Here is a 19,478-nt window from a genome sequence, read left to right as displayed (position 1 = left end):
TCATGGATGAACCCAACTACCAGATCACGGATAGCACCGGTACAGTCATCGGCGAGATCGGCGCGACCAGCGACGGCGACGTGGTCGTCGAGCACGCAGCCACGGGCGAGACAGCAACGCTGGGGCCGAGCGGGCTCGGCGTCGCACAGGCCAACATCGGCGCGATATCTGGTGTCGACGCCCAGCCTCACCAACCCCGCTACCAGTCCTACAAGAGCGACTTCAGCTGGCAGGACATCTCGTGGGAGGACAAGGGCGGTCCGATCATCGACGGCTCTGGCCCAGGCGACGGAGAAGCTGCCTGGCCGACTGTGATCCACGCCGCGTCGGTGCTCGACAACTCATACGACGACTGGTATTGCTACTGGTCGACCCACGACCGCAACTATATCGCGCTCTCGACGGCACCGAGTCCGTGGGGGCCGTGGAGCTATCACGGCAAAGTCCTGTCCGACAGTGAGGGCTCGCAGACGGCCTCCCCATCGGTCGTGTTCGACCCTGAGCGGGGGCGGCTCAACCTCTACTACCACGTCGACCCGGACTTCACGACGGGCGGGGCGGGCAAGCAGTACACCAAGCTCGCGACGGCCGCCTCGACGGGCAATGGCACCTCTTTTACCATCCAGGGGGCCGCGCTGGATGCGCCGGAAGACGCCAACTGGGACGGCCACGAGCGCAGTTACATGTCGGTGGTTCGCCGCGGAAAACGCTTCATCGGCGTGTATCAGGGCCGGGACAAGGCGAACAACATCAAAGGCATCGGGCTGTGTCACTCCATCGACGGCGAGACGTTCGTCAAATCGCAGAGTCAGCCAGCCTGGGACAACACGCAGTGGGCTGGCTACGACCCGACAATCCCGCAAGGCGGTTCGCCCGCGCTCTCGCTCGTCGGCGGCCACCTCACGATCCACTACGCGGATTTCCAGGCCGCCGAAGCCCGGGCGCTCCCCTACGAGAGTGCCGACGCCGCGCTCTTGCAGGGGGGCGAGACGGTCTACACGGCGCCGGCGTGGACCGACAGCGGCGACACGGTCGTCGCGCAGGACTTCGTCTCCGACGGAGAGTATCTGTATCTGGTCTACTTCGCGACGCCGACCGATGGGGTCGACAACGAAATTGGCGTTGCGCGGGCTGAACTGGGGGTCGATATCGGATGACGGTGCTCTTCGACAACTACCGACTCGTCAAGTCGTCTCGGACGAACTTCCTCACCGGGAGCCTTCCCGACTGGCTCATCGACGGGTCCAGAGGTGGCGGGTCCATCACGGCCGAGTCGGAGAACGGCGGGCGGGCTGTCCTGAGCTCGGGAACACAGTCGACGGGCGACGAGGCGAAACTGGAGACGAACGACCTCGATCCCGGCCCGTTCGATGGGATGTACATGCGCTCGGTCGTGCGCCACGGCGGGGCAGTCTCGAACCCCCGGGCGTCGTCGGACATCTGCGGGTGGCGCGGCCCGAATGGGGATAACAACATCCTCCACCGCGTCTACGTCACGAACCTATCAGAGCAACGGAACACGATCACCATCGAGCGCAATGGGTCAACGACGCTCGCCGGGACGCGAGCGTGGACTGACGACCTGCACACGCTCGAAAGCGAGCTGCTCTGGGACACAACCGACGGGCGGATCCTCCACCGGTTCCAGGACGCGTTCGCTCAGGAGGTAACGTCGGTGCAGCCGGACCTGTCGAGCAACTTCTTCCGTGGGAAAATCAACGTGCTGACGAACGACACTGAGGTAGATCGCGTGATGTACGTTTACGAGGTCGAGATCGGGTACGTCGACAAGCTCGATGGGTAAGGGTCCTACTGAGCGCCCGTTTCACGCTCGCCGGGACTGTAACGAACCTACCCCGAACGTTTAAGGCCCACCTCACCGATCCATCACGTGCCTGCATTCGCAGGCACCTTCCGCGACCATCGGATGCACAAGCCCTGAACCCTCGTGCATCCGTTTCCTGACCACCTCTGAGCCGGCAGTCCGCGTTTTCCAGATCCATGTCAGTCCAGTTCACCACCCAGCTTCCCGACGCGTCGAACCTCCAGTTCGATGCCAGCGTCGAGGACCAGCTCACCGCCGAGTGGGACGACACGATCAACTACGGGCAGTATCGCCTGCAGGTCCGCGAGACCGGCGAGGGGCAGTCGTGGGGCGCCGTCGACGCGACGACGGTCGGCCAAAACACACTGTCGTACGTCATCGCGAACCTGTTCGACGGCGAGCAGTACGATGTCAGACTCCGCACGGAAACCGAGCACGTCGAGGGCGAGTGGCTCGCCCTCTCGCCGATTACGCTCCTGCCGGCGCCGACGGGCCTAGCCGCGACCACCCAGCCGCGGCTCTCGGAGTCGACGACGATCCCGCTGTCGTGGACCGACCCGTCGGACAACCCCGACGAGCAGTGGCGGGCCTACTACTCGACGGACGGCGGATCGACGTGGACCGAGGCCTCATCCAGTCCCTATCCCACCGACACGACCAGCGCCGATATCGCGGGGCTGGCCTACTCGACGGAGTATACGTTCAAGGTCCGCCTCGAAACGCCCCACGTCTACGCCGACAGCGGGACCGACACGGCGTGGACGGCGTGGGCACAGGACGACGGCCTCTGGCTGGGGTGGGAACGTCTCGACGGCACACGGCGCGACACCCAGCGCGTCATCGAGGCCGCGACGACCCACGAACACACGGCGATGCACGGCGGCAACCCGGTCGTGCCCGCGCGGGAAGTCTCGACCGACGACGTCTTCGCCGAGATCGTCGTCGGCGCCGGCGACACGCTGCTGCTCCGCGGGGAGATCGAGGCAGTCAAGCCCGACACCCCGGCCACCGGCGAGGCGACGATCAAGCTCCGCGGGCCCGGGCTGCAGTTGACGCGCTCGGGGCCGGGCCAGCCCGTCACGTACAGCAACATCGCCTACCACGACGCCATCGACGACTACTGCGCCAACGAGTCGGGGACGACCATCGATGCGACCGTCCACGCACCGCCGACGACGGTCAAGAGTGACGATACCGAGGTGACGAACCCCACCTTCGACGGCGCCGACCTCTACTCGCCGGCGGCCGACGAGCCGGTCGCGGCTGCGTTCGGCCAGCTCAAGGCGCTGCCCACATCGTTCACGGCCGTCAACTGGGACGACTTCGACGGTCTCTACACGCAGGTCACGACCGGCGATACCGACGGCACGCTGGACTACTACATCGACTTCGAGGGTGCTCGGGTGACGCCCAACGACAACGTCACGGCGACGGTCACGCCCCCGTACGATATCCCCGCGGATCGCGTCGGGATCAAGGTCCGCGGCGCCGTGACTGGGAGCGGGTCCACCGACCTGTCGGTCACGTTCAACGGCGACGACCTGGGGATTGTCCTCCCGGCGCCCGATTGGGGGTCGGCCGACTACGGTGGTGATGACCTCGAAGCGGGCCAGACCTACGAATTCGAACTCGCCAGCGGCGGCGATACCGACTACGACATCCTCGTCGACGCGATCAACATCTACGACACGGCCTATCCGCCGACCATCTGGGACCAGCCGACCGACATCTCGGGGGAGGTCGCCGGCCCGGAGAACGTCCCGCGTGACCAGCAGCTCGTCCTCGATGGCTTCCCGCGACCGTGGGCGGTCGTCGGGGGGCGCATCGCGTCGGCGTGGAGCGACACGAGCAACGGCCAGGCCCTCGCACTGTCGCCCAACGCCGGCGCCGACTGGGTGACGGCGAGCAACCAGGCGACACTGTCGGCTGACTTCGACGCCGAGGGGTACGTCGGCGACGTGCTGCAGGCTCGCGTGACGCTGTCGGCGAGCGGGTCGAGTTCGTGGCTGACCCAGCGGGCGGAGGGGCAGGAAATCACCGACCTCGACCTGTTCGTGACGACCACCGACCTGCCGGTCGTCGGCGCCGAGGGAGTTACGCTGGAGGATTCGGACTTCGAGAACCTGCGGTCGCTCCACGACGAGTCCGGGCTGGTGTTCGTGACCGACCCCGTCGCCGACGGCGTCGAGATCGAGAGCTTCGTGCGGGGCGATCCCGCCGTGGCACGGTCGCTCGACGTGCGGCTCCTGGACGTCCCCGAGCCGAGTCGCGACGTGCGCGACTACGGCAACGAGGTCTCTGTCAAGTGGACCGACGAGGACGGTCGGGACCGGACGTTCACCACCCGCGACACCGACGAGGTCGACCGCGTCGGTGCGGTCATCCCGCGGCCGCCGGTGTTTGCCGACGTGTCGACCGCGGCCGGCGCCCGGCGGAAGGCACGGAGTGCCGTTCTGAGTGCCGTCGCGAACGACGAGGTCGGTGGCGACATCCAAGCAGTGGCGGACGTGGTGCTACCGGGCTATCCCTACCAGGTGGACAAGTGGGACGGCGGGCCGTTCACGCTCACGCGGACCGGGTTCACCGAGGGCGTCGACACGGCCGAGATGTCCCTGCAGTTCACCGAGGACGACGATCTCGTGGCGCGGGTGGTCGAGACGCGGCGCCAGCAGCGGGCAAGCGAGCGAGATGGGGAGTGATGTGAGGGGCGTCGGGGCGTGATAGTAACCCATAAGGTCGCCCATACTGACACACCAGATGCCCGTCAGACGACGGGCGTTAGCGTCGTCCGGATTCTTGCGAATCCATCGCGTCTCTCAAACGCTATCCGTGTGTGCCCCGCTTTCCCCCACGGGGCTCATCACTTTCGTGTGGCCGTACCTGCAGAGCACCTGCAGTGGACGGTGTGACGAAACAGAGCGTCGCTACTCGTCGGGCGGGTGCCAGCTGCCCGCAGCATCCCGCTCGCGCTCGCGCTGTTGGTCGCGACGGGCCCGTGCTTCGCGGATGGACTCGGGCAGTCGGTCATCACGGTCGCCAGCTGCAGCACTCTCCTGGCGAGTGAGTGCCTGCTGGAGTGCCGTCGCGAACCCATCGGCGATGGCCTCCGCCGCTTCCGAGACCGTGCGCATGAACGGTTCGAGTGCGTCGGTGAAGCCGTCGAGCAGCACGCCGGCGCGGGCGGCCGCGACGGCGACGATCGACACGACATCGCCGGGCTCGGCGTCCAGTTGCTCGCGAGTGCGCCCGGGGACGACGAACACGCCCTCGGAGGTCGTGGGGAGGATCCGTCGGGCTTCGGCGACCGCGACGGACTCGTCGGGGGTCCGCGGGAACTCGGGGTGCTGGCGGCGGAGGAACCAGTGCCCGCCGTGTTCGACGATGCGGTACTGCAGGGCTTGCGAGTTGGGGTCGATGTCAAGTTCGTGGTCAGTCATGGGGCTTCAACTCCGTCGCCGATAGAGGCATCTTCGAGCCAGTTCTGTATCTCGTCGACGGCGTAGTCGCCCGCCTCCAGATCGTTCGCCACACCCACGAACCGTTGCACGTCGCCCATGTGGTAGCTGTCTTCGCGACTCACAGCGATGGTCATGCGGGCGAGGGCCCGCATGTACTCCGCGAGTTCCTCGCGGTCGTCGATCTCCGCGTGGGAGTTGTATCTGTCGAGCACTTCTCTGTCGCCGTCGTTCAGGATGGGCCTGTCCAAGTCGTTACCCGGCATCGGTCAGCACCTCGCGCGCTTCTTTCAGCCGCGACATAGAGGCATCGCCGCCCTGGTCGGGGTGGCCGTCCTTGATCGCCTCCTGAAAGGCCGTCTCGACGACGCGGTCCGGGGCGTCCGGGGCGACGCCGAGCAACTCCGCGGCGCGCTCGACGTCCAGCTCGGGCTCGGACGTGCCGGCGACGATCACATCGTCGTCCTCGTCGCCGCCGGGGAGCCGCGCCGTCGCGGCGGTCGACTGGCCGGTCGCGATCTGGCACTTCTCGGCGAGTCGCATCCGCCGGACGTACAGCGCGATCGCGCGGGCGTTCTCACGCTGGGTCTCCCAGTGGTCGCACGCGTACGCCAGTGGCTCGTCGGCGGCCTCGTCTTCGTGACGGAAGCGGACGACGACGCCCACGTCGTCGGGTTTGTCGTGCTGGTGGGGGATATTCGGCCGGTCGACGTAGTGGTCGCTCGCTGTCTCGATGTCGATGCTGGTCGCACCCCAACGTTCGAGTTCGTCGACGATGCTCTTGAAGGACTCCTTGCGGGTCGGCGAGAGGTCGCCGTCGTACGGCTCGCGGTCCTCAGGATCCGTTCGGTCGTAGCCGGCGGGCCAGTCGATGCGGGACATCTGTTCAGACATTGTCCACCACCCCATCCAACGCCGCGTTCAGCTGCTGCTGTGCCTGCTCCGCTTCGGCTACCGTCGTGTACCCCAACTTCGGCGCCGCGACTGTGATCGACCCGACCGACCCTTCGAGCACGTCTTTCACGGCCACACCGTTCTCACGAGCGTACTGACGGACCATCTCGTAGACGATCGGGGCCGTCGAGTGGGCCTTCAGCCGAGCCTCCCGGTCCTGTGGGAGGCGAGCGTTGAGCGCGATGCCGCGGGCGAGCTTTTCGCCGGCGGCCGCGCGGTCGGCGCGGATCCCGTCCCGGACCTCGTCGGCGTCCACGTCCGGGAACGGCAGCTCGTCCTCGTCAGGGATGCGGTCGTCACTCGTCATCGTCACCCCCCGTGGGCTCCTCGACGAGCTCGTACAGTCCGTCGTGGATCTTCTCGACGTGCCCGTGCTTGACCAGGTCGGTCAGCTGCTCGCGGACGTACTGGAGGCTATACCCCGTCTCGTCGGCGACGAACGGCGCCGTCACCCGACCCTCGCGGAGCATCTTCAGCGCCGCGTCTTGAGCCGGCGACAGGTCATCGGCGTCTAAGGCCATACCGCTGGTTGTCGCGCTCACACCATAAGCCACGTGTGTGCGTGACTTATGCCTTATGCCCAATACCATAGACCCCAAGGTATATGGTGGTGGGTGCTGTACCTGTAGGTGTGAAGCGGGGATCGGCCGGGCAAAATCTGGCCGACGGTGCGCCAACACCGCCGACCCGCTTCGAGGTAGCGATCAACTATGTCCCGAAGCGTTTCCGCGTCCGAACCGGACGCACAAGACAGTACCGAAGCACCGAACCCGCAGCGAGAGTATCACGTCATCCCGGCCGAGTGGGCCGTCCGCGGCGGCCACGAGCGCGTCCCCGACGAGTACGATCGGTTCTACGCCGAGGTCACCTGCGTCGAGCACAACGTCGAAACCGAGCGCGAGTCCGCGACCGAGGCGCGCGTCGACGAACTCACGCTCATGCACGTCCTCTACCGCAACCCAGAGACCGACGAGCGCGTCGAGCGGACGGTCGGCCTCTCGGTCGGCCGCACCGACGCCGACACCGTCTCCGTCTGGAGTTCCGACGCCGAGGGCGACGACGATCGCGTCGACTACCCCGTGCTCTCGCTCGACTTCGACGGCTTCGACGACGTGGTCGCGCTGCCGTCGGCCGTCTACAACGGCGAGCCGAGCAACTTCGCGGCGTCCATCGCCGTCCATCCCGACGAGGACCGGGTCGACCTGGGGGGCGAGTGATGGTCCAACAGTTCCAGATGCGCGAGGCCGCCCGGGAGTTCGTCGACGAGTACGCAGACTATGACGAGGAGTTCGACTTCCACCAGACGCTCGTCGCCGACGAGACCTTCGGAACGCTTGCTCACTGCCGCAAGGAACTCGACACGCAGCTCACGTTCGCCGACGGCCTGTCCACGCTCGTCGAGGGGCACGTCCGTGGTGGTCGTGACGAACTTGAAACGGCGATGGATGAGCGGGTTGCTGAAGTTCGCGCGGAGGTCGAAGACTGATGAGTAAGTGGTCTGATGTTGACGAGCGCCGTATCTGGCGGGCGCTGGTCGTCCAGTCCCACGGCCCTGACGGCGTCGACGCGTTCGACTACCTGCAGGGCGGCTCTCGTGCCGACGACGGGAGGGTCGCATGAACGCCGACAAGCGCGTTCGCGGGCTGGCCCGCAACAGGGCGGACAACTTCGACGCGACGATCCTCCACAACCGCGTCAGCGAACAGGTCCGGGGGAGCCATACCACCGAGGACGACCTCACGCGGCTGGTCGAGCTCGCCGAGAGCTGCTACCAGTTCTCGGCTGACCGCGGCGAGAGCGTCAGCGATGACGAGGTCGCCTCGGCTGCGTTCGGTGCCGCCGAGGAACTGAACGACCGGATCGACGACCTCGTCGACGTCCAGGTCGCTCGGGCCTGCGCGGAGATCGTCACCGAAGCCCCAGAGTGGACCGACCACTGGGACGAGGAGGAGATCGCCGACGCGGTCCACGAGGCCCGGGAGTGGCTACAGCTGCACGAGGCCGCCGCCGAGCGCGCCGGCGTGCTGGAGGAGGTGCAGGCCGATGCCTGAGGACGAGGGTCTCCCGCAACTGCACGTCGGCGATCACGTTCAGGACCGCGAGGACGACCCCGACGAGGCAGCGACCATGCTCGTCGTCGGCACGCCGGCCGAACGGGCCGACGAGGTCCCGGTCGACGACGAGAAGACCGTCGCCGATGTCAACCCCGAGTACCCCGCCGACGACCACGTCGTCGAGGCCGTCTTCCCCGGGCGGACGACCGCCGACGTCGAGAACCTGATGGCCTACGCCTACCCACGGTCGCGGCTACGACGGACCGCGCGACTCCACAGCGAGGAGGACAGCGATGACTGACGAGGGCATCACGCTCCGGTACGACCCACCGCAAGGCCCGCCCCGGCGCGTCCGCTACGAGGCGCGGTCGCCCGAAGGCTACACGCGCATCACTGAGGTGTGGACGGGCTGTGACTGGCGCGCCGAGGGCAGCGAGCCCGTTACTGACATCGGTGTCGAGATCGGTCAGCGGGCAGTGGACGATGTCGAGATCGTCGGCGACGAGACGGATGCCGAGACCGTCACCGGGCCCGAGCAGGTGGACCGATGAGGGTCACCCGCGAGGATCTGGACGGCACGCAGATCCAGCGGCTCGTCGTCACGGACCCCCAGGATACGAACCACCACGTCGGCGAGTGCGCGGGCTACCTGTGTCCCGAATGCATGCAAGCCGACGAGACGCTCGACCAGATCTGGCACGACGAGGACTGCAGCCTCGCCGGCGAGCACGGTCGCGACCACTACGACGAGCTGGTCCCCGATGTTCCGGGCCGCCCCACGCCGGAGTTCGACGACACCCACCCGATCACGATCGTCAAGTACGCCGAGACCGAGGGTCGCGGCGGCCTCCACGAGGGAGAAGTGCTGGCGTTTCGCTGCCCGTGCGGCAACCTCGACGAGGACGCCTTCGAGGTCGTCCACGACCAGGCGTGTCCGATGGCCGACGAGACCGAGGACCCGTTGACCGACCACAGCGATATCCCCGCCGAACCGCCATCGCCGCGATCCGAATCCTGACGCCGGGGCGAACACTTTTACACCCCTGTTCGAATACATGACGCATGGCTACCAAGTACTGCCCAAACTGTGGGGCAGACATCGGTGCAGACGTGAAATTCTGCCCCGAGTGTGGGACGGATGTCTCGCATCTCGGTGCTGACAACGACCCGAGCGGTGCAGAGGCGAGCGATGGCGGTGGGCGGAGCGTCGGGGCCATCATCGCGTATCTTGGCGGCGCGATCCTGTTGTTTCTCGGGCTCGGCGCGGTGACGATGAACGCCGCGGCTGGGCTCATTCTCTTGGCCGCTGGCGCGTTTGCGCTCCCACCCACACGGTCGAAACTCGCCGCCGTCCAGGGGACCTCCGTCACGGGCGCCACCGCGGCGGGGGTCGTGATCGTCGCCGCGATCGTCGGCATGGGAGTGCTGGGCGCAACCGCGCCCGCCACGAACGACGGGGGCGGGGGTGGAGACGGGAGCAGTCCAGCTGCAACCGCGACGCCCACACCCACCCCAGAACCGGTATCGACCTCGACGCCGGCGGCACCGTCGACGCCGACGGTGACGCCAACCGCGACGGCGACGCCCACCGCGCCCCCGGAACCAACCCCCACCGCGACGCCGAAACCGTCGCCGACGCCGGTCCCGGACCGGTCCCACCAGGTGGCCGAGCAGTTCGTCGTCGGTGATGGTGGGAAATCGATCCGGTATCGCGTGGCGGACCTGTCCGTGCAGTCGTCCGTCGGCGGCGAGTACATCTCCGAAGAGGCCGACGGCGAGTTCATCGTCATCGACCTGAGCATGACCAACGTCGCCAACGAATCAGTCTCTGTCTCGTCGAATCTGTACACGTTGGTCGATAGTCAGGGCCGGGAGTACGATGTCGACACGGACGCGATGGCTGTCGTCGAGAACCCCGTCATCTTCGAGCAGCTCGACCCCGGTGTCGGCAAGGACGGCGTCCTCATCTACGACGTGCCGACCGACCAGACTGGGCGCGAGCTGCACGTCGAGCCTGCAGGGACCTTCTCGTCGGCGAGCACGCACACCGTCGACCTCGAAAGTGGGTAGTTGAGCATTCGCGAACAGCGGTATCGACATTGGGCGAACGCTTTTGCGACGCTATTCGAAAAGATGCAGTATGGACTCAATGTACTGCCCAGATTGTGGGAACGAAGTGAGCCGCCGCGCCGAGATGTGTCCGGATTGTGGAACGCGGTTCGAGTCCGCAGCTGATGCCCAGGCGGCGGACGGTGGTACGACCGTCGTCGAGACCGCAACCGAGCAGAACTCCCTACTCGTCCGCGCAGTCTGGTTTTTCTGTGTCGGATGGTGGGCGTCGGGGATCTGGCTGACGATCGCCTGGGTGTGCAACCTGACGATCATCGGGCTGCCGCTCGGGCTCAAGATGATCAACAAGGTGCCGATGGTCATCTCGCTGAAAAAGCGGACCGACACGCAGGTCGTCACGACCACAGCCGAGGGGACCAGCGTCGAGCGGACCGGGCCTGACCAGTACTCGATTCCGGTTCGCGCAGTCTACTTCGTGCTCGTCGGCTGGTGGGCATCTGCGCTCTGGATGGCCGCCGCTTGGGTGGTGTCGCTTACGATCGTCGGGCTCCCGGTAGCCGTCATGATGTACAACAAACTGCCGTTCGTCACGTCGCTGTACAAGTTGAGGTGAGGATGGCACCCTGATCGGGATAAGGCGTGCACCGGATCCATCGGATCCGCCCCCGTCGATTATATTACCCACCGTCGGACATATCACGGGCATGTTGGTCCAGCCGGAGGTCCTCGACGAGGACGAGACGCCCAAGCACGAGCTGGTCGTCCATCGCGAGCACGAACTCCGCCGGCTGCGCGGCGCCGTCGACCGCGGATCGAGCGGTCTCGCGTACCTGTTCGGACCGCCCGGGACCGGGAAGACGATGTGCGCCCAGCTGGTCGCCGACCAACTCTCGCCGCCGGGGCACTCCCGGTCGCGGTCGGTCTACGTCAACTGCTGGCGCGACTACGAGCGCCACGACGTGCTCTACGCCGTCGCCGACGAACTCTACGAAGGGACCGTCCATCGCCACTCGACGGGCCGCGCCGCGCTGCTGGAGCGCATCGACCGCCTCGACGACACCGAGCGGTGGGTCATCCTCGACGAGGCCGACCAGCTGCGCGACAAGCGGGTCGTCTACGATCTGTGGGAGAGCGAGTTGAACCTCGTCGTCATCGGGAACTCCGAGACGGACTTTTTCGACGGGATGGATCAGCGGCTTCGAAGCCGACTCGCGGTCGGCCGCCACATCGAGTGTCCCGCCTACTCGGCGGCGGAGATCTCGGCCATCCTCCAGGCCCGCGCGGCGGCGGCCTTCCAGGACGCGTCGGTCGTCAGCGACGGGCAACTCGACTACGTCGCCGAGCGCGTCGACGGCGACGCGCGCAAGGGCATCCGGGCGCTCCGGGAGGCCGCCGACCTCGCCGAGGAGGCCCACCCCGAGCGGGGCCGGCTCGTGATTACCGAGGAGGACATTCGCGAGGCCGTACCGGCGGCGCGGGAGGCCATCCAACGCAAGGCCTTCGACCAGCTGCACGACCACCAGCAGGTGCTATTCGAGATTCTGCGGGACGAAGGGGCGCTGGCGCCTGGGGAGTTGTACGAGCGGTACTCCGACGTCGTCGACGAGCCGCGCGCGAAGCGGACCGTCCGATCGTACCTCTCGAAGATGGAACACTACAACTACGTCGAGTCGGCCGGAGAGAACCAGTCCCGGACGTGGGACGCGGTCGCGTTCGAGTAACACTGGTGTCCGCTACGCTTTTGCCCTCCCATCCCAACAGGTTGGTTGGCGTGAAGATCTCCGGAGGTCGCTTCGCGGCCGCCGAGTCGTGCAGCCGAAAGTGAAGGCGACTCAAGATGACGAACGACTCTGCCACTATCATCGCCTGTGGCACAGTCTTAGTCCTAGGGGGGCATCCACTGGGCCAGGGACTAATTCTCCTTGGGCTGGGGATGTCGCTCAACCGGGACTAAAACTACCGGTGGCTCTCCACCGGTTCCATTCATCCGCGGAAAGTGAAGGCGACCCAAGATGACTTTGCTACCGGTGGGTCAACCGGCTACTCAAGATGACGTGAACGCACCACTATCGCAGAGCAGCCGTCTCGCTGACCTGCAGGGAGTGCGTTTCTTTCATACGTCGATCACGAGGGTCACAGCTCTGGTAGGCTGCGGCCATCTGGGTGTAATATGCCACTCGTCATAAATTAGTTGGATTCTTGCAACAGTTCAACTTGCACAACTATCAACCGATTTGGAACATCCGCTCCGGATCCGCCCGAATCGTCAGACGTGAGCCGGACGGGGCAGCATCGGATCCATCGGATCCACCCCCATCAGACCTTTTCAACCCCCTTTCGTACGCAAGTGTGTATGCCAGACACGATGACCATGCACGACTACAGCGGGACCGAGGTCGAAGTCGAGAAGCTCGACGACGCCGGCGCCGGCGGGGCTCGACTGGACGTGGAGCATCCCGATGGCCGGCGCTGGCGGTTAGAAGTGAGCCGCAGCGGCGAGCCCGAGGTCGTGACCAGCTGGCGGGACGGCGAGCTGTGTGATGTGGACGTTCCGGAGTGGCTGGAGGATAATCTCAAGCGAGCCGCAGGGCCGGCGTAGCGATGTCAGTCACCGGTCGGGTCGGGGAGCGTGCTGGCGTCAAGTTCCTCGTCGAGGAACGCCTCGCCCTCGTCGGTAAGCCGGTACAAACCACGCCCGATCTTCTCGACGAGCCCCGCCGTCGTCATCATCGACAGCCGATCACGGGCGTAGTTGGCGACTGTCACGTCGAAGGTATCATCAAGCGCCTGCGGAGTCATGTTGCCCTCGTCACGCATCGTTTCGAGGATGGCCTCGTCGGCCTGGGTCATCCACTCCGCTCGCTGTCTCGGCACGTCCGCCGGTGCGACTGTGTAACTCATAGGCGTATCGGTGTCTTGGCATTGTCTGTGCAGTTACTTGTAATCTTACCCCTATTCACAGTTGTAGGAATCTACTTTACAGTTGGTGGGGGCTACTTCACTTCCACGGCTGTAGAATCCACAGTAACACTTACATAACGGGCGAGATAATAGAGTGATTGACCTGCCCTTTCGGGCCAGAAGGTCCGACGTGCTGGAGACACGCCGGGGCGGGTCAGCGGTCACCTCATTACGAGGTATCGAAGACCCATGCGACAGAAAGAGCACACGGCCCTTAAGAATAGGGCCCATGATCCCAGTTTAGCCGACCGTGCAGACGGTCGTGATAGTTCGGACTCGCCGACGGAGGCCACGCAGAAAACTTCGGCAGGGGTTGGGGCTCCTGCAGAAGCACAGTCGGCCGCCAAACCTCATGAGGGTAGCGGCCAGACGGCCACCGACGCACCCCAGATACTTGCCGACGGCGGGCAGACCACCGTCGACAACCTGAGCTACTGCATCTCCTCCCGATACCGGATGGCCGTCCTCGACGCGCTCGAAGACGGCGCCGCGACGCCGTCGACGATCGCCGAGGAACAGGGCGTCGGCATGGCCCACGTCTCGCGGGCACTTCAGCGACTCCGCGAGCGCGAGCTCGTCGAGCTCATCGTCCCCGACGACCGCAAGAAAGGGCGCCTGTACGAGCTGGCCGACGATGGTGCAGACCTGCTGGACCAGTACGGTGACGAGCTCGACCGCAACCGGGGTGGGGACTGATGTTCGGGCTCGACCTGTTCGGTGCCGACGCCGACGAGACCGACGACCCTGAGCCCGAGGCCGACCCCGTGACGGCGGACGTGCCCCCCGGCGACCTGTTCGAGGCGCTCCGCAGCGACCGCCGGCGGCTCGCTATCCGCTGGGTTAACCAGCTCGACGCGGTCGACATGGTTGACCTGGCCGAGACGGTCGCTTGCGAGGAGTACGACTGCACGATCGCCAACCTGACCGACCAGCAGCGCAAGCGCGTGTACGTCTCGCTGTACCAGACGCACGTGCCAAAGCTCGACCAGCTGGACATCGTCGACATCGGCGACGACCAGGAGGTCCATGCGACGCCGGCGACCGAGGCCGCGATGGAACTGCTCGCGACCGGCGTCGAGGTCACGGGAGGCAACCGATGACGACCGACGCCGACGACGGACAGCCCGCCCACGATCTCGACGCCCTGGCCGACGCCATCGAGCGCGTCCTCCTCGAAGACGAGTACGACTACCAGCTGACCGCGGGTCCCTACGAGGTCCACGAGCGCAGGATCTCGCGCAGCGGGGCGACCATCCGCCAGGTCGTCGTCGACTACGACGGTGCCCAGTCCTGGCTGGTCCTCCCCGAGGAGTTCGCCGAGGTCGTCGTCGACGTCATCCAGGACCGCGACGGTGACGGGCCGGTCGCGATGACCGACAGTGGACAGACCATTTCGGAGCCGTCCTCGCGGGAACAAGTCCGGGATCGCATGGAGAAACAGTCGTTCATCAAATCCATCGAGCCGTGCGGTCCAGGTCTACGATTTACCTATCAGGGCCCTGGTGACCTCACGTTCACCAACCTGATTGAGACTCAGCGCTGGTACCTTGCGAACTTCAACCAAGACGCGGAGAGGGGTGTCATCATGCCGGTTCCCGAACGCGACGAGGGGGGCGACCGATGACGGTCAACCCCGACCGCGTCCAGGAGGACATCGACTGGGATCTCGACCGCCTGCCGCTGCCCATCGGCGAGCGCGCCAGCGAGGCCGCCATCGCCGTCCTCGAAGACGCCAAGCCCGACGAGCGGCCGACCGTCCGGCGGGTCCTCGCGGAGGTCAACGGCGAGGCACCGCCGCGGACCGCCGACGCGAACGACTACCTGCGCGCGGCCAAGCACGCCGACGGCGAGCTCGCCGTCGTGACGTGGACCAACATCGGTGCGACGGCCATCCGCTGGGACTCCGACGCCGACCGGTACGTGGTCGCCGGCTACTCCGAGCTCGACAAGAAGCAGGGCAAGGACCCGACGTTCGTCGAGCACTCCTCGCGGCGCCAGGTGACGGACATCCTCGGGAACGCCCCGATGGTCGCGACGCCCGCAGAGACCGACCTGCTGCCGGAGGGCGACCGATGACGGTCCACCGAGCCACCTGTGGCGACTGCCACGACACCTACACCGACCCGGACCTCGGGAAGGTCGCCGAGTGGGCCGAGGACCACGAGCAGAAGGAGATGCACGACGTGGACATCGAGCGCGCCGTCGCGACCGACGGCGGCGAGGATCTCCCGAAGCCGATCAAGTGGTCGTACCATGCGGTCGTCCACGGCGCCGCCGTCGACGCCGACTGCCTCGCGCTCACCGGGGCGGGCAAGCCCTGCTCGAACAACGCCTACCTGAGCAACGACGACCCCGTCTGCAACATCCACGCGAGCACGAGCGACCCGGAGATCGTCGACGACGCCCACCAGTGGGCCCGCATCACCGACGACGACGCGACGATCACCGTGTGCGTCAACTGCGAGCTCGTCGTCGACGGGCGCGAGCCCGCGGTCGGCGTCGCCTGTCCCGAGTGCGACGCCGGCGTCGGCGACCGCTGTCGCGACGAGGAGAACATGTACTCGGCGAACATCCCGCCGCATCCGCAGCGCCGGCGCCGCGCCTACGAGACGCTCAGGTGGTTCACGCCCTGCGAGGACAACCCCGCCGGCGCCACGCCGGTCGCGACCGACGGCGGCCACAGCCCGACCGCAGCGGGCGCCGGCGCGCAGGGCCCCCAGGACGGGGCGTTCGCGACCGACGAGGCCCCGCACAAATGCGACATCTGTCTGCGCGTGTTCGACGAGCTTGCCGACCTGGACGACCACGACTGCCGGCCGCTGGCGGAGCTGGTCGACGCCGACGGAGGTGAGTCGGATGTCTGAGGAGAACGTTCGCGACCACGTCAAGGAGGCCATCGACAGCTACCTCGACGAGAGCGAGGGGGCAACGCGGCCGGTCGCGGGCGACGCCGGGCCGGTGTGCATCGACGCCGTCGACGAGGTCATCATGTGCCCGCGGGACGATGTCGAAGTCCGCCGGACCGACGCCGGGACCGCCGCGGCCGTCCGCAGCGACGCGGCGATCGTGACCGACGTGGCCGTCCTCGACGTGACGGAGGTGCGGTGACGATGGCGTCCACCACCGACCGACGCGAGGACTACCTCGTCACCGTGGACAGTGATGGTCACGAGGGCGAGTGGCTCCAGATGGTCGCGTGTCCGATCCCCCACTGCGGTGCGACCCGGGGCGAGGACTACTACAAGTATGCGGCTCATCTGCGTACCGAGCACGGGCCCGAGGATCTCGGGCTGTCGCCCGGGCGGCGCGTCGCCACCGACGGCGGTACTGTCGAGGACGATACTGAGTGCGACGGGATGCTCGGCTTCTTCGATGAGCGAGGGAAGTGGATCACCGTCTCGGAGGTCGAGCAGGAGCTGGGCGACGAGTTGGACCATCCGGTTCGGGAGTCTCTGGAGGGGCTCGCGGATATCGATTTCCTCAACGTCCGCCGGAACGACGATGGGGAGATCGTCACGGCCCAACTCTCCGAGTTCGCGGCCGACCTGTACGAACTCCCCGAGGACGCCGACGTTGGCAGATATGTCGGCGTCTTCCAAGAGCACGGCAAAGAGATCCCTGAGGACCTGAAAGACGAGTACTGGGAGAAATTTCACGAGAACGTTCGGGGTGGTCGCGATGCCTGAGGACGATGTCGACCCCGAGAAGGTTTGGGAGATGACCGACCGGAGCAACCTCCGGAAGTCGATGGACACGCTGTTCCCGCAGGAGCGTCGTGACCGCTGCCGTGTCTGCAAGGAGCCGGTCGTCGACGGCCGCTGGAACTACTGTTCCAAGCGATGCAAGCGCATCGCCCGCGCGGTTCAGAAGATGTTCGTCTGGGACGTGATCCGCGAGCAGATTCTGGAGCGAGACGACTACACCTGCCAGATGTGCGGCCTCTCGAAAGAACGGTGGAGAGAAGCCTACTGGCGGGCTCGGGACCTGATCGACGAAAAGAACCCGTACGACGCTCAGGACGAGTACGACGGTTACTCGGAGACTCGGGACAACCTCCGCGAGATCTACGGCGTCGAGTCGGTGAACGGTGGCTTCCACGTCGACCACATCACGCCTGTCTCCGAGGGCGGTCACCCGTTCGACGAGAGCAACCTTCAGACGCTGTGCAAGTTCTGCCACCGCGAGAAGACCGCTGAGGAGAACAGCGGCGAGCGTCGGCCGGCCGACGAGCTGACGCTCGACGATTATCTCGCGGCCGACGGTGGCGAAACCAGCGGTAACGAGAGCACGGATACTGAACGCCAGGGAGGTGACGCCTGATGTCCTCGCTCGACGAGGGCATGATGACGGCCGCCGACGTGGTCGCCCTTCTGGAGGACCACGGCGTCGACGTGGAGGACGCCCGCGAGGTCGTGACGACCCTCGACGGCGACCACGTCCGCGCGAGGCTCTCGATCACCGCGCCGGTCGGCGCCGATATCGCCGACGCCGACGACGAAACCGAGGCCGACGACGGGCCGGCGACCGACGAGGACGTGGCCGAGTCCGTCGACGATCTCCAGACCGACCCCGGCGAGGAGTTCCTCAGCAACGTCGAGGACGCGAGCGACCTCGACGACGGCGACGCCGACACCGACTCGGGCGGGCGCGACGAGGAGGTCCTCCCGGAGTTCGAGGACCTCGTCGACGACGAGCCGGACGAGCCCGACGACGGCGAGGAGAACGCTGACGAGGCCGATGCCAACGACGAACCCGCACCGGAAACGGGGGGGTCCGATGGCGACGACGGAGACGGAGCGACCAACGAACTCGGATGGGTCACGGTCAAGTCCTACGGGATCACGCTCAACGGCGACGTCGCCGACCACTTCGACACGGACCGCGTGACGGTCGTCGACCGGCCCCACGGCGCCGACCTGGTCCCCGGGACCGACGCGGAGGGGCCGGACTACGCCGTCGGCCGTAGCCAGGTCCAGTTGGGTGACCCCGGCCGGCGCGAGATCGGCGTCGACGTGGAGGACCGGATCCGGGCGATCCCCGACGGCGACTCCGTCCGCCTGGAGCCCGTCGACGGCGCCGGCGACGAGGACCCGGACTCGGACGGTACCGAAGACGACGAGGACGGGCTGTGGTGCGGCGTCTGCGGCGAGGGCGGCTTCGCGACCGCCGGCGAGGTTGAGGACCACCACGACGGCGCGGGCCACGCCGGCGACCCCATCGCGAGCGCGGCCAACCCTGCCGAGGGCGACCTCGTCCCAGCTGACGACGACCATCGCGTCGGCGATCCCGTCGACGAGCTCGAGGACGGCCTGTGGTGCGGCGTCTGCGGCGAGGGTCCGTTCGACAAGGACGGACTCAACGGCCACAACACCGCCGACGGCCACCCCGACGAGCCGGTCGCTCTCGACCACGAGCCCGAGCAGCGGGAGCTGGTCGGCCCCGACACCGACGATATCGACGCCGACGCGGAGGTCGCCAAGCGCCTCCCCGACGACGTAACCGTCGACGACGTCCACGCCGCGCTCGACGAGCGAGGTAAGAACTGCTACCTCGGCGCCGTCGCCGAGGACCTCGGGATGGAGGAGGATCCGCTGCGGACCGTCCTGTTCCACATCAGCCGGTACGCCTGGGTCATCGACGCGAGCGGGCCGAAAACGCACTCGCGAGGTGTTCAGGGCGATGACTGAGACGGTCGACCTCTCCTGTCCACGGGGGTGCTTCGACCTCGAAGTCACCGGGTCCCACGACCTTCGCGATGACCGGGAGTTCATCGAGGATGTCGCGCTCGCCGACGACACCGAGTGCCCGTACTGTGGGGGTAACATCCGGGCGCTCCAGGAACTCGACGGTTCGCGGTGTGTCTTCTGTAACGTCCCGGTCGCCGGGGATGAACAGCACATCCGCACGGACATCCTGGGAACGATGGGGTATCGTCACATCTGCAAGGGCCACCGCGAGCACCCGAACGCAATCGTCTGCAACGACGAGAACCCCACCGGGTATCGGTTCTGTGACCGGTGCGAGCGGCTCGTCGCCAGCGTTCACCAGAGTGGCCGCTGTACCGGCTGCGAGACGTTCCTCCGCGAGGGGAGTGTTCCGGACCATTACTCTGCAGAGGCAGCAGCGAAAATCGTCGAGGCGGGTGATGACCGATGATTG

The 19,478-nt window shown here is 66.6% G+C and carries 30 protein-coding genes; 24 read left to right on the top strand and 6 right to left on the bottom strand.

Features of this window, described 5'->3' with window-relative positions:
* Positions 1–2: 2 nt before the first annotated feature.
* The 3 genes from HZS54_RS12890 (at position 3) to HZS54_RS12880 (ending at position 4,524) form a co-directional block, all read left to right on the top strand.
* On the top strand, positions 3–1,157 hold the full coding sequence (locus HZS54_RS12890; protein WP_179917605.1) for a hypothetical protein: 1,155 nt from the start codon (positions 3–5) through the stop codon (positions 1,155–1,157).
* Positions 1,154–1,804 (top strand): hypothetical protein, encoded by a 651-nt coding sequence (locus HZS54_RS12885; RefSeq protein WP_179917604.1) that lies wholly within the window; start codon positions 1,154–1,156, stop codon positions 1,802–1,804. The genes HZS54_RS12890 and HZS54_RS12885 overlap by 4 nt, the downstream gene beginning before the upstream one ends.
* Positions 1,805–2,001: 197 nt before the next feature.
* Positions 2,002–4,524 carry a fibronectin type III domain-containing protein gene (locus HZS54_RS12880; protein WP_179917603.1) on the top strand — a complete coding sequence of 841 codons (2,523 nt, stop codon included), beginning with the start codon at positions 2,002–2,004 and terminating at the stop codon, positions 4,522–4,524.
* A gap of 225 nt (positions 4,525–4,749) precedes the next feature.
* Here the strand turns inward: HZS54_RS12880 and HZS54_RS12875 are convergent, their stop codons facing one another.
* The 5 genes from HZS54_RS12875 to HZS54_RS12855 are packed head-to-tail and all read right to left on the bottom strand — an operon-like array spanning position 4,750 to position 6,776.
* Entirely contained in the window at positions 4,750–5,262 is a 513-nt protein-coding gene (locus tag HZS54_RS12875) for a hypothetical protein (RefSeq protein WP_179917602.1), read from the bottom strand.
* A complete protein-coding gene (locus HZS54_RS12870) occupies positions 5,259–5,546 on the bottom strand; it encodes a hypothetical protein (RefSeq protein WP_179917601.1) in 288 nt (95 codons plus the stop codon). The genes HZS54_RS12875 and HZS54_RS12870 overlap by 4 nt, the downstream gene beginning before the upstream one ends.
* Entirely contained in the window at positions 5,536–6,174 is a 639-nt protein-coding gene (locus HZS54_RS12865; protein WP_179917600.1) for a J domain-containing protein, read from the bottom strand. Before HZS54_RS12865 ends, HZS54_RS12870 begins: the two co-directional genes overlap by 11 nt.
* On the bottom strand, positions 6,167–6,541 hold the full coding sequence (locus tag HZS54_RS12860) for a hypothetical protein (protein WP_179917599.1): 375 nt from the start codon (positions 6,539–6,541) through the stop codon (positions 6,167–6,169). Before HZS54_RS12860 ends, HZS54_RS12865 begins: the two co-directional genes overlap by 8 nt.
* On the bottom strand, positions 6,531–6,776 hold the full coding sequence (locus HZS54_RS12855) for a hypothetical protein (protein WP_218927071.1): 246 nt from the start codon (positions 6,774–6,776) through the stop codon (positions 6,531–6,533). The genes HZS54_RS12860 and HZS54_RS12855 overlap by 11 nt, the downstream gene beginning before the upstream one ends.
* A gap of 168 nt (positions 6,777–6,944) precedes the next feature.
* Here HZS54_RS12855 and HZS54_RS12850 point away from each other — a divergent pair, with 168 nt between their 5' ends.
* The 11 genes from HZS54_RS12850 to HZS54_RS12805 all read left to right on the top strand — a co-directional run bounded on the left by HZS54_RS12850 (position 6,945) and on the right by HZS54_RS12805 (position 12,957).
* Entirely contained in the window at positions 6,945–7,451 is a 507-nt protein-coding gene (locus HZS54_RS12850; protein ID WP_179917598.1) for a hypothetical protein, read from the top strand.
* Positions 7,451–7,720: a hypothetical protein gene (locus HZS54_RS12845; protein ID WP_179917597.1), complete on the top strand. Its 270-nt coding sequence runs from the start codon at positions 7,451–7,453 to the stop codon at positions 7,718–7,720. Before HZS54_RS12850 ends, HZS54_RS12845 begins: the two co-directional genes overlap by 1 nt.
* Positions 7,720–7,854 (top strand): hypothetical protein, encoded by a 135-nt coding sequence (locus HZS54_RS26475; protein WP_281377610.1) that lies wholly within the window; start codon positions 7,720–7,722, stop codon positions 7,852–7,854. The genes HZS54_RS12845 and HZS54_RS26475 overlap by 1 nt, the downstream gene beginning before the upstream one ends.
* Positions 7,851–8,285 (top strand): hypothetical protein, encoded by a 435-nt coding sequence (locus tag HZS54_RS12840; RefSeq protein WP_179917596.1) that lies wholly within the window; start codon positions 7,851–7,853, stop codon positions 8,283–8,285. The genes HZS54_RS26475 and HZS54_RS12840 overlap by 4 nt, the downstream gene beginning before the upstream one ends.
* On the top strand, positions 8,278–8,589 hold the full coding sequence (locus HZS54_RS12835) for a hypothetical protein (protein WP_179917595.1): 312 nt from the start codon (positions 8,278–8,280) through the stop codon (positions 8,587–8,589). The genes HZS54_RS12840 and HZS54_RS12835 overlap by 8 nt, the downstream gene beginning before the upstream one ends.
* Positions 8,582–8,839 (top strand): hypothetical protein, encoded by a 258-nt coding sequence (locus HZS54_RS12830; protein ID WP_179917594.1) that lies wholly within the window; start codon positions 8,582–8,584, stop codon positions 8,837–8,839. Before HZS54_RS12835 ends, HZS54_RS12830 begins: the two co-directional genes overlap by 8 nt.
* Positions 8,836–9,306 carry a hypothetical protein gene (locus tag HZS54_RS12825; protein WP_179917593.1) on the top strand — a complete coding sequence of 157 codons (471 nt, stop codon included), beginning with the start codon at positions 8,836–8,838 and terminating at the stop codon, positions 9,304–9,306. The genes HZS54_RS12830 and HZS54_RS12825 overlap by 4 nt, the downstream gene beginning before the upstream one ends.
* A 44-nt stretch (positions 9,307–9,350) precedes the next feature.
* Positions 9,351–10,358, top strand: coding sequence for a DUF4352 domain-containing protein (locus HZS54_RS12820; RefSeq protein WP_179923016.1), 1,008 nt, complete (start codon positions 9,351–9,353; stop codon positions 10,356–10,358).
* Between the two features lie 124 nt (positions 10,359–10,482).
* A complete protein-coding gene (locus HZS54_RS12815; protein ID WP_179923015.1) occupies positions 10,483–10,971 on the top strand; it encodes a YccF domain-containing protein in 489 nt (162 codons plus the stop codon).
* A gap of 91 nt (positions 10,972–11,062) precedes the next feature.
* Positions 11,063–12,079 carry a Cdc6/Cdc18 family protein gene (locus HZS54_RS12810; protein WP_179917592.1) on the top strand — a complete coding sequence of 339 codons (1,017 nt, stop codon included), beginning with the start codon at positions 11,063–11,065 and terminating at the stop codon, positions 12,077–12,079.
* A 632-nt stretch (positions 12,080–12,711) separates the two neighbouring features.
* On the top strand, positions 12,712–12,957 hold the full coding sequence (locus HZS54_RS12805) for a hypothetical protein (RefSeq protein WP_179917591.1): 246 nt from the start codon (positions 12,712–12,714) through the stop codon (positions 12,955–12,957).
* Between the two features lie 5 nt (positions 12,958–12,962).
* Here the strand turns inward: HZS54_RS12805 and HZS54_RS12800 are convergent, their stop codons facing one another.
* Positions 12,963–13,208, bottom strand: coding sequence for a PhiH1 repressor (locus tag HZS54_RS12800; RefSeq protein ID WP_179923014.1), 246 nt, complete (start codon positions 13,206–13,208; stop codon positions 12,963–12,965).
* A 300-nt stretch (positions 13,209–13,508) separates the two neighbouring features.
* Between HZS54_RS12800 and HZS54_RS26575 the strand changes: the two genes are divergently transcribed.
* From HZS54_RS26575 to HZS54_RS12750, 10 genes are read left to right on the top strand one after another with little or no spacing between them, the layout of a single operon-like run.
* Entirely contained in the window at positions 13,509–14,015 is a 507-nt protein-coding gene (locus tag HZS54_RS26575) for an ArsR/SmtB family transcription factor (protein WP_179917590.1), read from the top strand.
* Positions 14,015–14,419 carry a DUF7344 domain-containing protein gene (locus HZS54_RS12790; protein WP_179917589.1) on the top strand — a complete coding sequence of 135 codons (405 nt, stop codon included), beginning with the start codon at positions 14,015–14,017 and terminating at the stop codon, positions 14,417–14,419. Before HZS54_RS26575 ends, HZS54_RS12790 begins: the two co-directional genes overlap by 1 nt.
* A complete protein-coding gene (locus HZS54_RS12785; protein WP_179917588.1) occupies positions 14,416–14,943 on the top strand; it encodes a hypothetical protein in 528 nt (175 codons plus the stop codon). The genes HZS54_RS12790 and HZS54_RS12785 overlap by 4 nt, the downstream gene beginning before the upstream one ends.
* Positions 14,940–15,395: a hypothetical protein gene (locus tag HZS54_RS12780; RefSeq protein ID WP_179917587.1), complete on the top strand. Its 456-nt coding sequence runs from the start codon at positions 14,940–14,942 to the stop codon at positions 15,393–15,395. Before HZS54_RS12785 ends, HZS54_RS12780 begins: the two co-directional genes overlap by 4 nt.
* Positions 15,392–16,183: a zinc finger domain-containing protein gene (locus tag HZS54_RS12775; RefSeq protein WP_179917586.1), complete on the top strand. Its 792-nt coding sequence runs from the start codon at positions 15,392–15,394 to the stop codon at positions 16,181–16,183. The genes HZS54_RS12780 and HZS54_RS12775 overlap by 4 nt, the downstream gene beginning before the upstream one ends.
* A complete protein-coding gene (locus HZS54_RS12770) occupies positions 16,176–16,427 on the top strand; it encodes a hypothetical protein (RefSeq protein ID WP_179917585.1) in 252 nt (83 codons plus the stop codon). Before HZS54_RS12775 ends, HZS54_RS12770 begins: the two co-directional genes overlap by 8 nt.
* 2 nt (positions 16,428–16,429) lie before the next feature.
* Positions 16,430–17,005, top strand: a complete 576-nt coding sequence (locus tag HZS54_RS12765; RefSeq protein WP_179917584.1) for a hypothetical protein — start codon at positions 16,430–16,432, stop codon at positions 17,003–17,005.
* Positions 16,998–17,639 carry an HNH endonuclease gene (locus HZS54_RS12760; RefSeq protein WP_218927070.1) on the top strand — a complete coding sequence of 214 codons (642 nt, stop codon included), beginning with the start codon at positions 16,998–17,000 and terminating at the stop codon, positions 17,637–17,639. Before HZS54_RS12765 ends, HZS54_RS12760 begins: the two co-directional genes overlap by 8 nt.
* Positions 17,639–19,006: a hypothetical protein gene (locus HZS54_RS12755; RefSeq protein WP_179917583.1), complete on the top strand. Its 1,368-nt coding sequence runs from the start codon at positions 17,639–17,641 to the stop codon at positions 19,004–19,006. The genes HZS54_RS12760 and HZS54_RS12755 overlap by 1 nt, the downstream gene beginning before the upstream one ends.
* Positions 18,999–19,475: a hypothetical protein gene (locus HZS54_RS12750; protein ID WP_179917582.1), complete on the top strand. Its 477-nt coding sequence runs from the start codon at positions 18,999–19,001 to the stop codon at positions 19,473–19,475. Before HZS54_RS12755 ends, HZS54_RS12750 begins: the two co-directional genes overlap by 8 nt.
* Positions 19,476–19,478 lie beyond the last annotated feature (3 nt).

The organism is Halosimplex pelagicum (assembly GCF_013415905.1).
GTDB lineage: Archaea > Halobacteriota > Halobacteria > Halobacteriales > Haloarculaceae > Halosimplex > Halosimplex pelagicum.
Note: the sequence above shows the minus strand (reverse complement) of the source record. Positions and strands in the feature narration are given on the sequence as shown.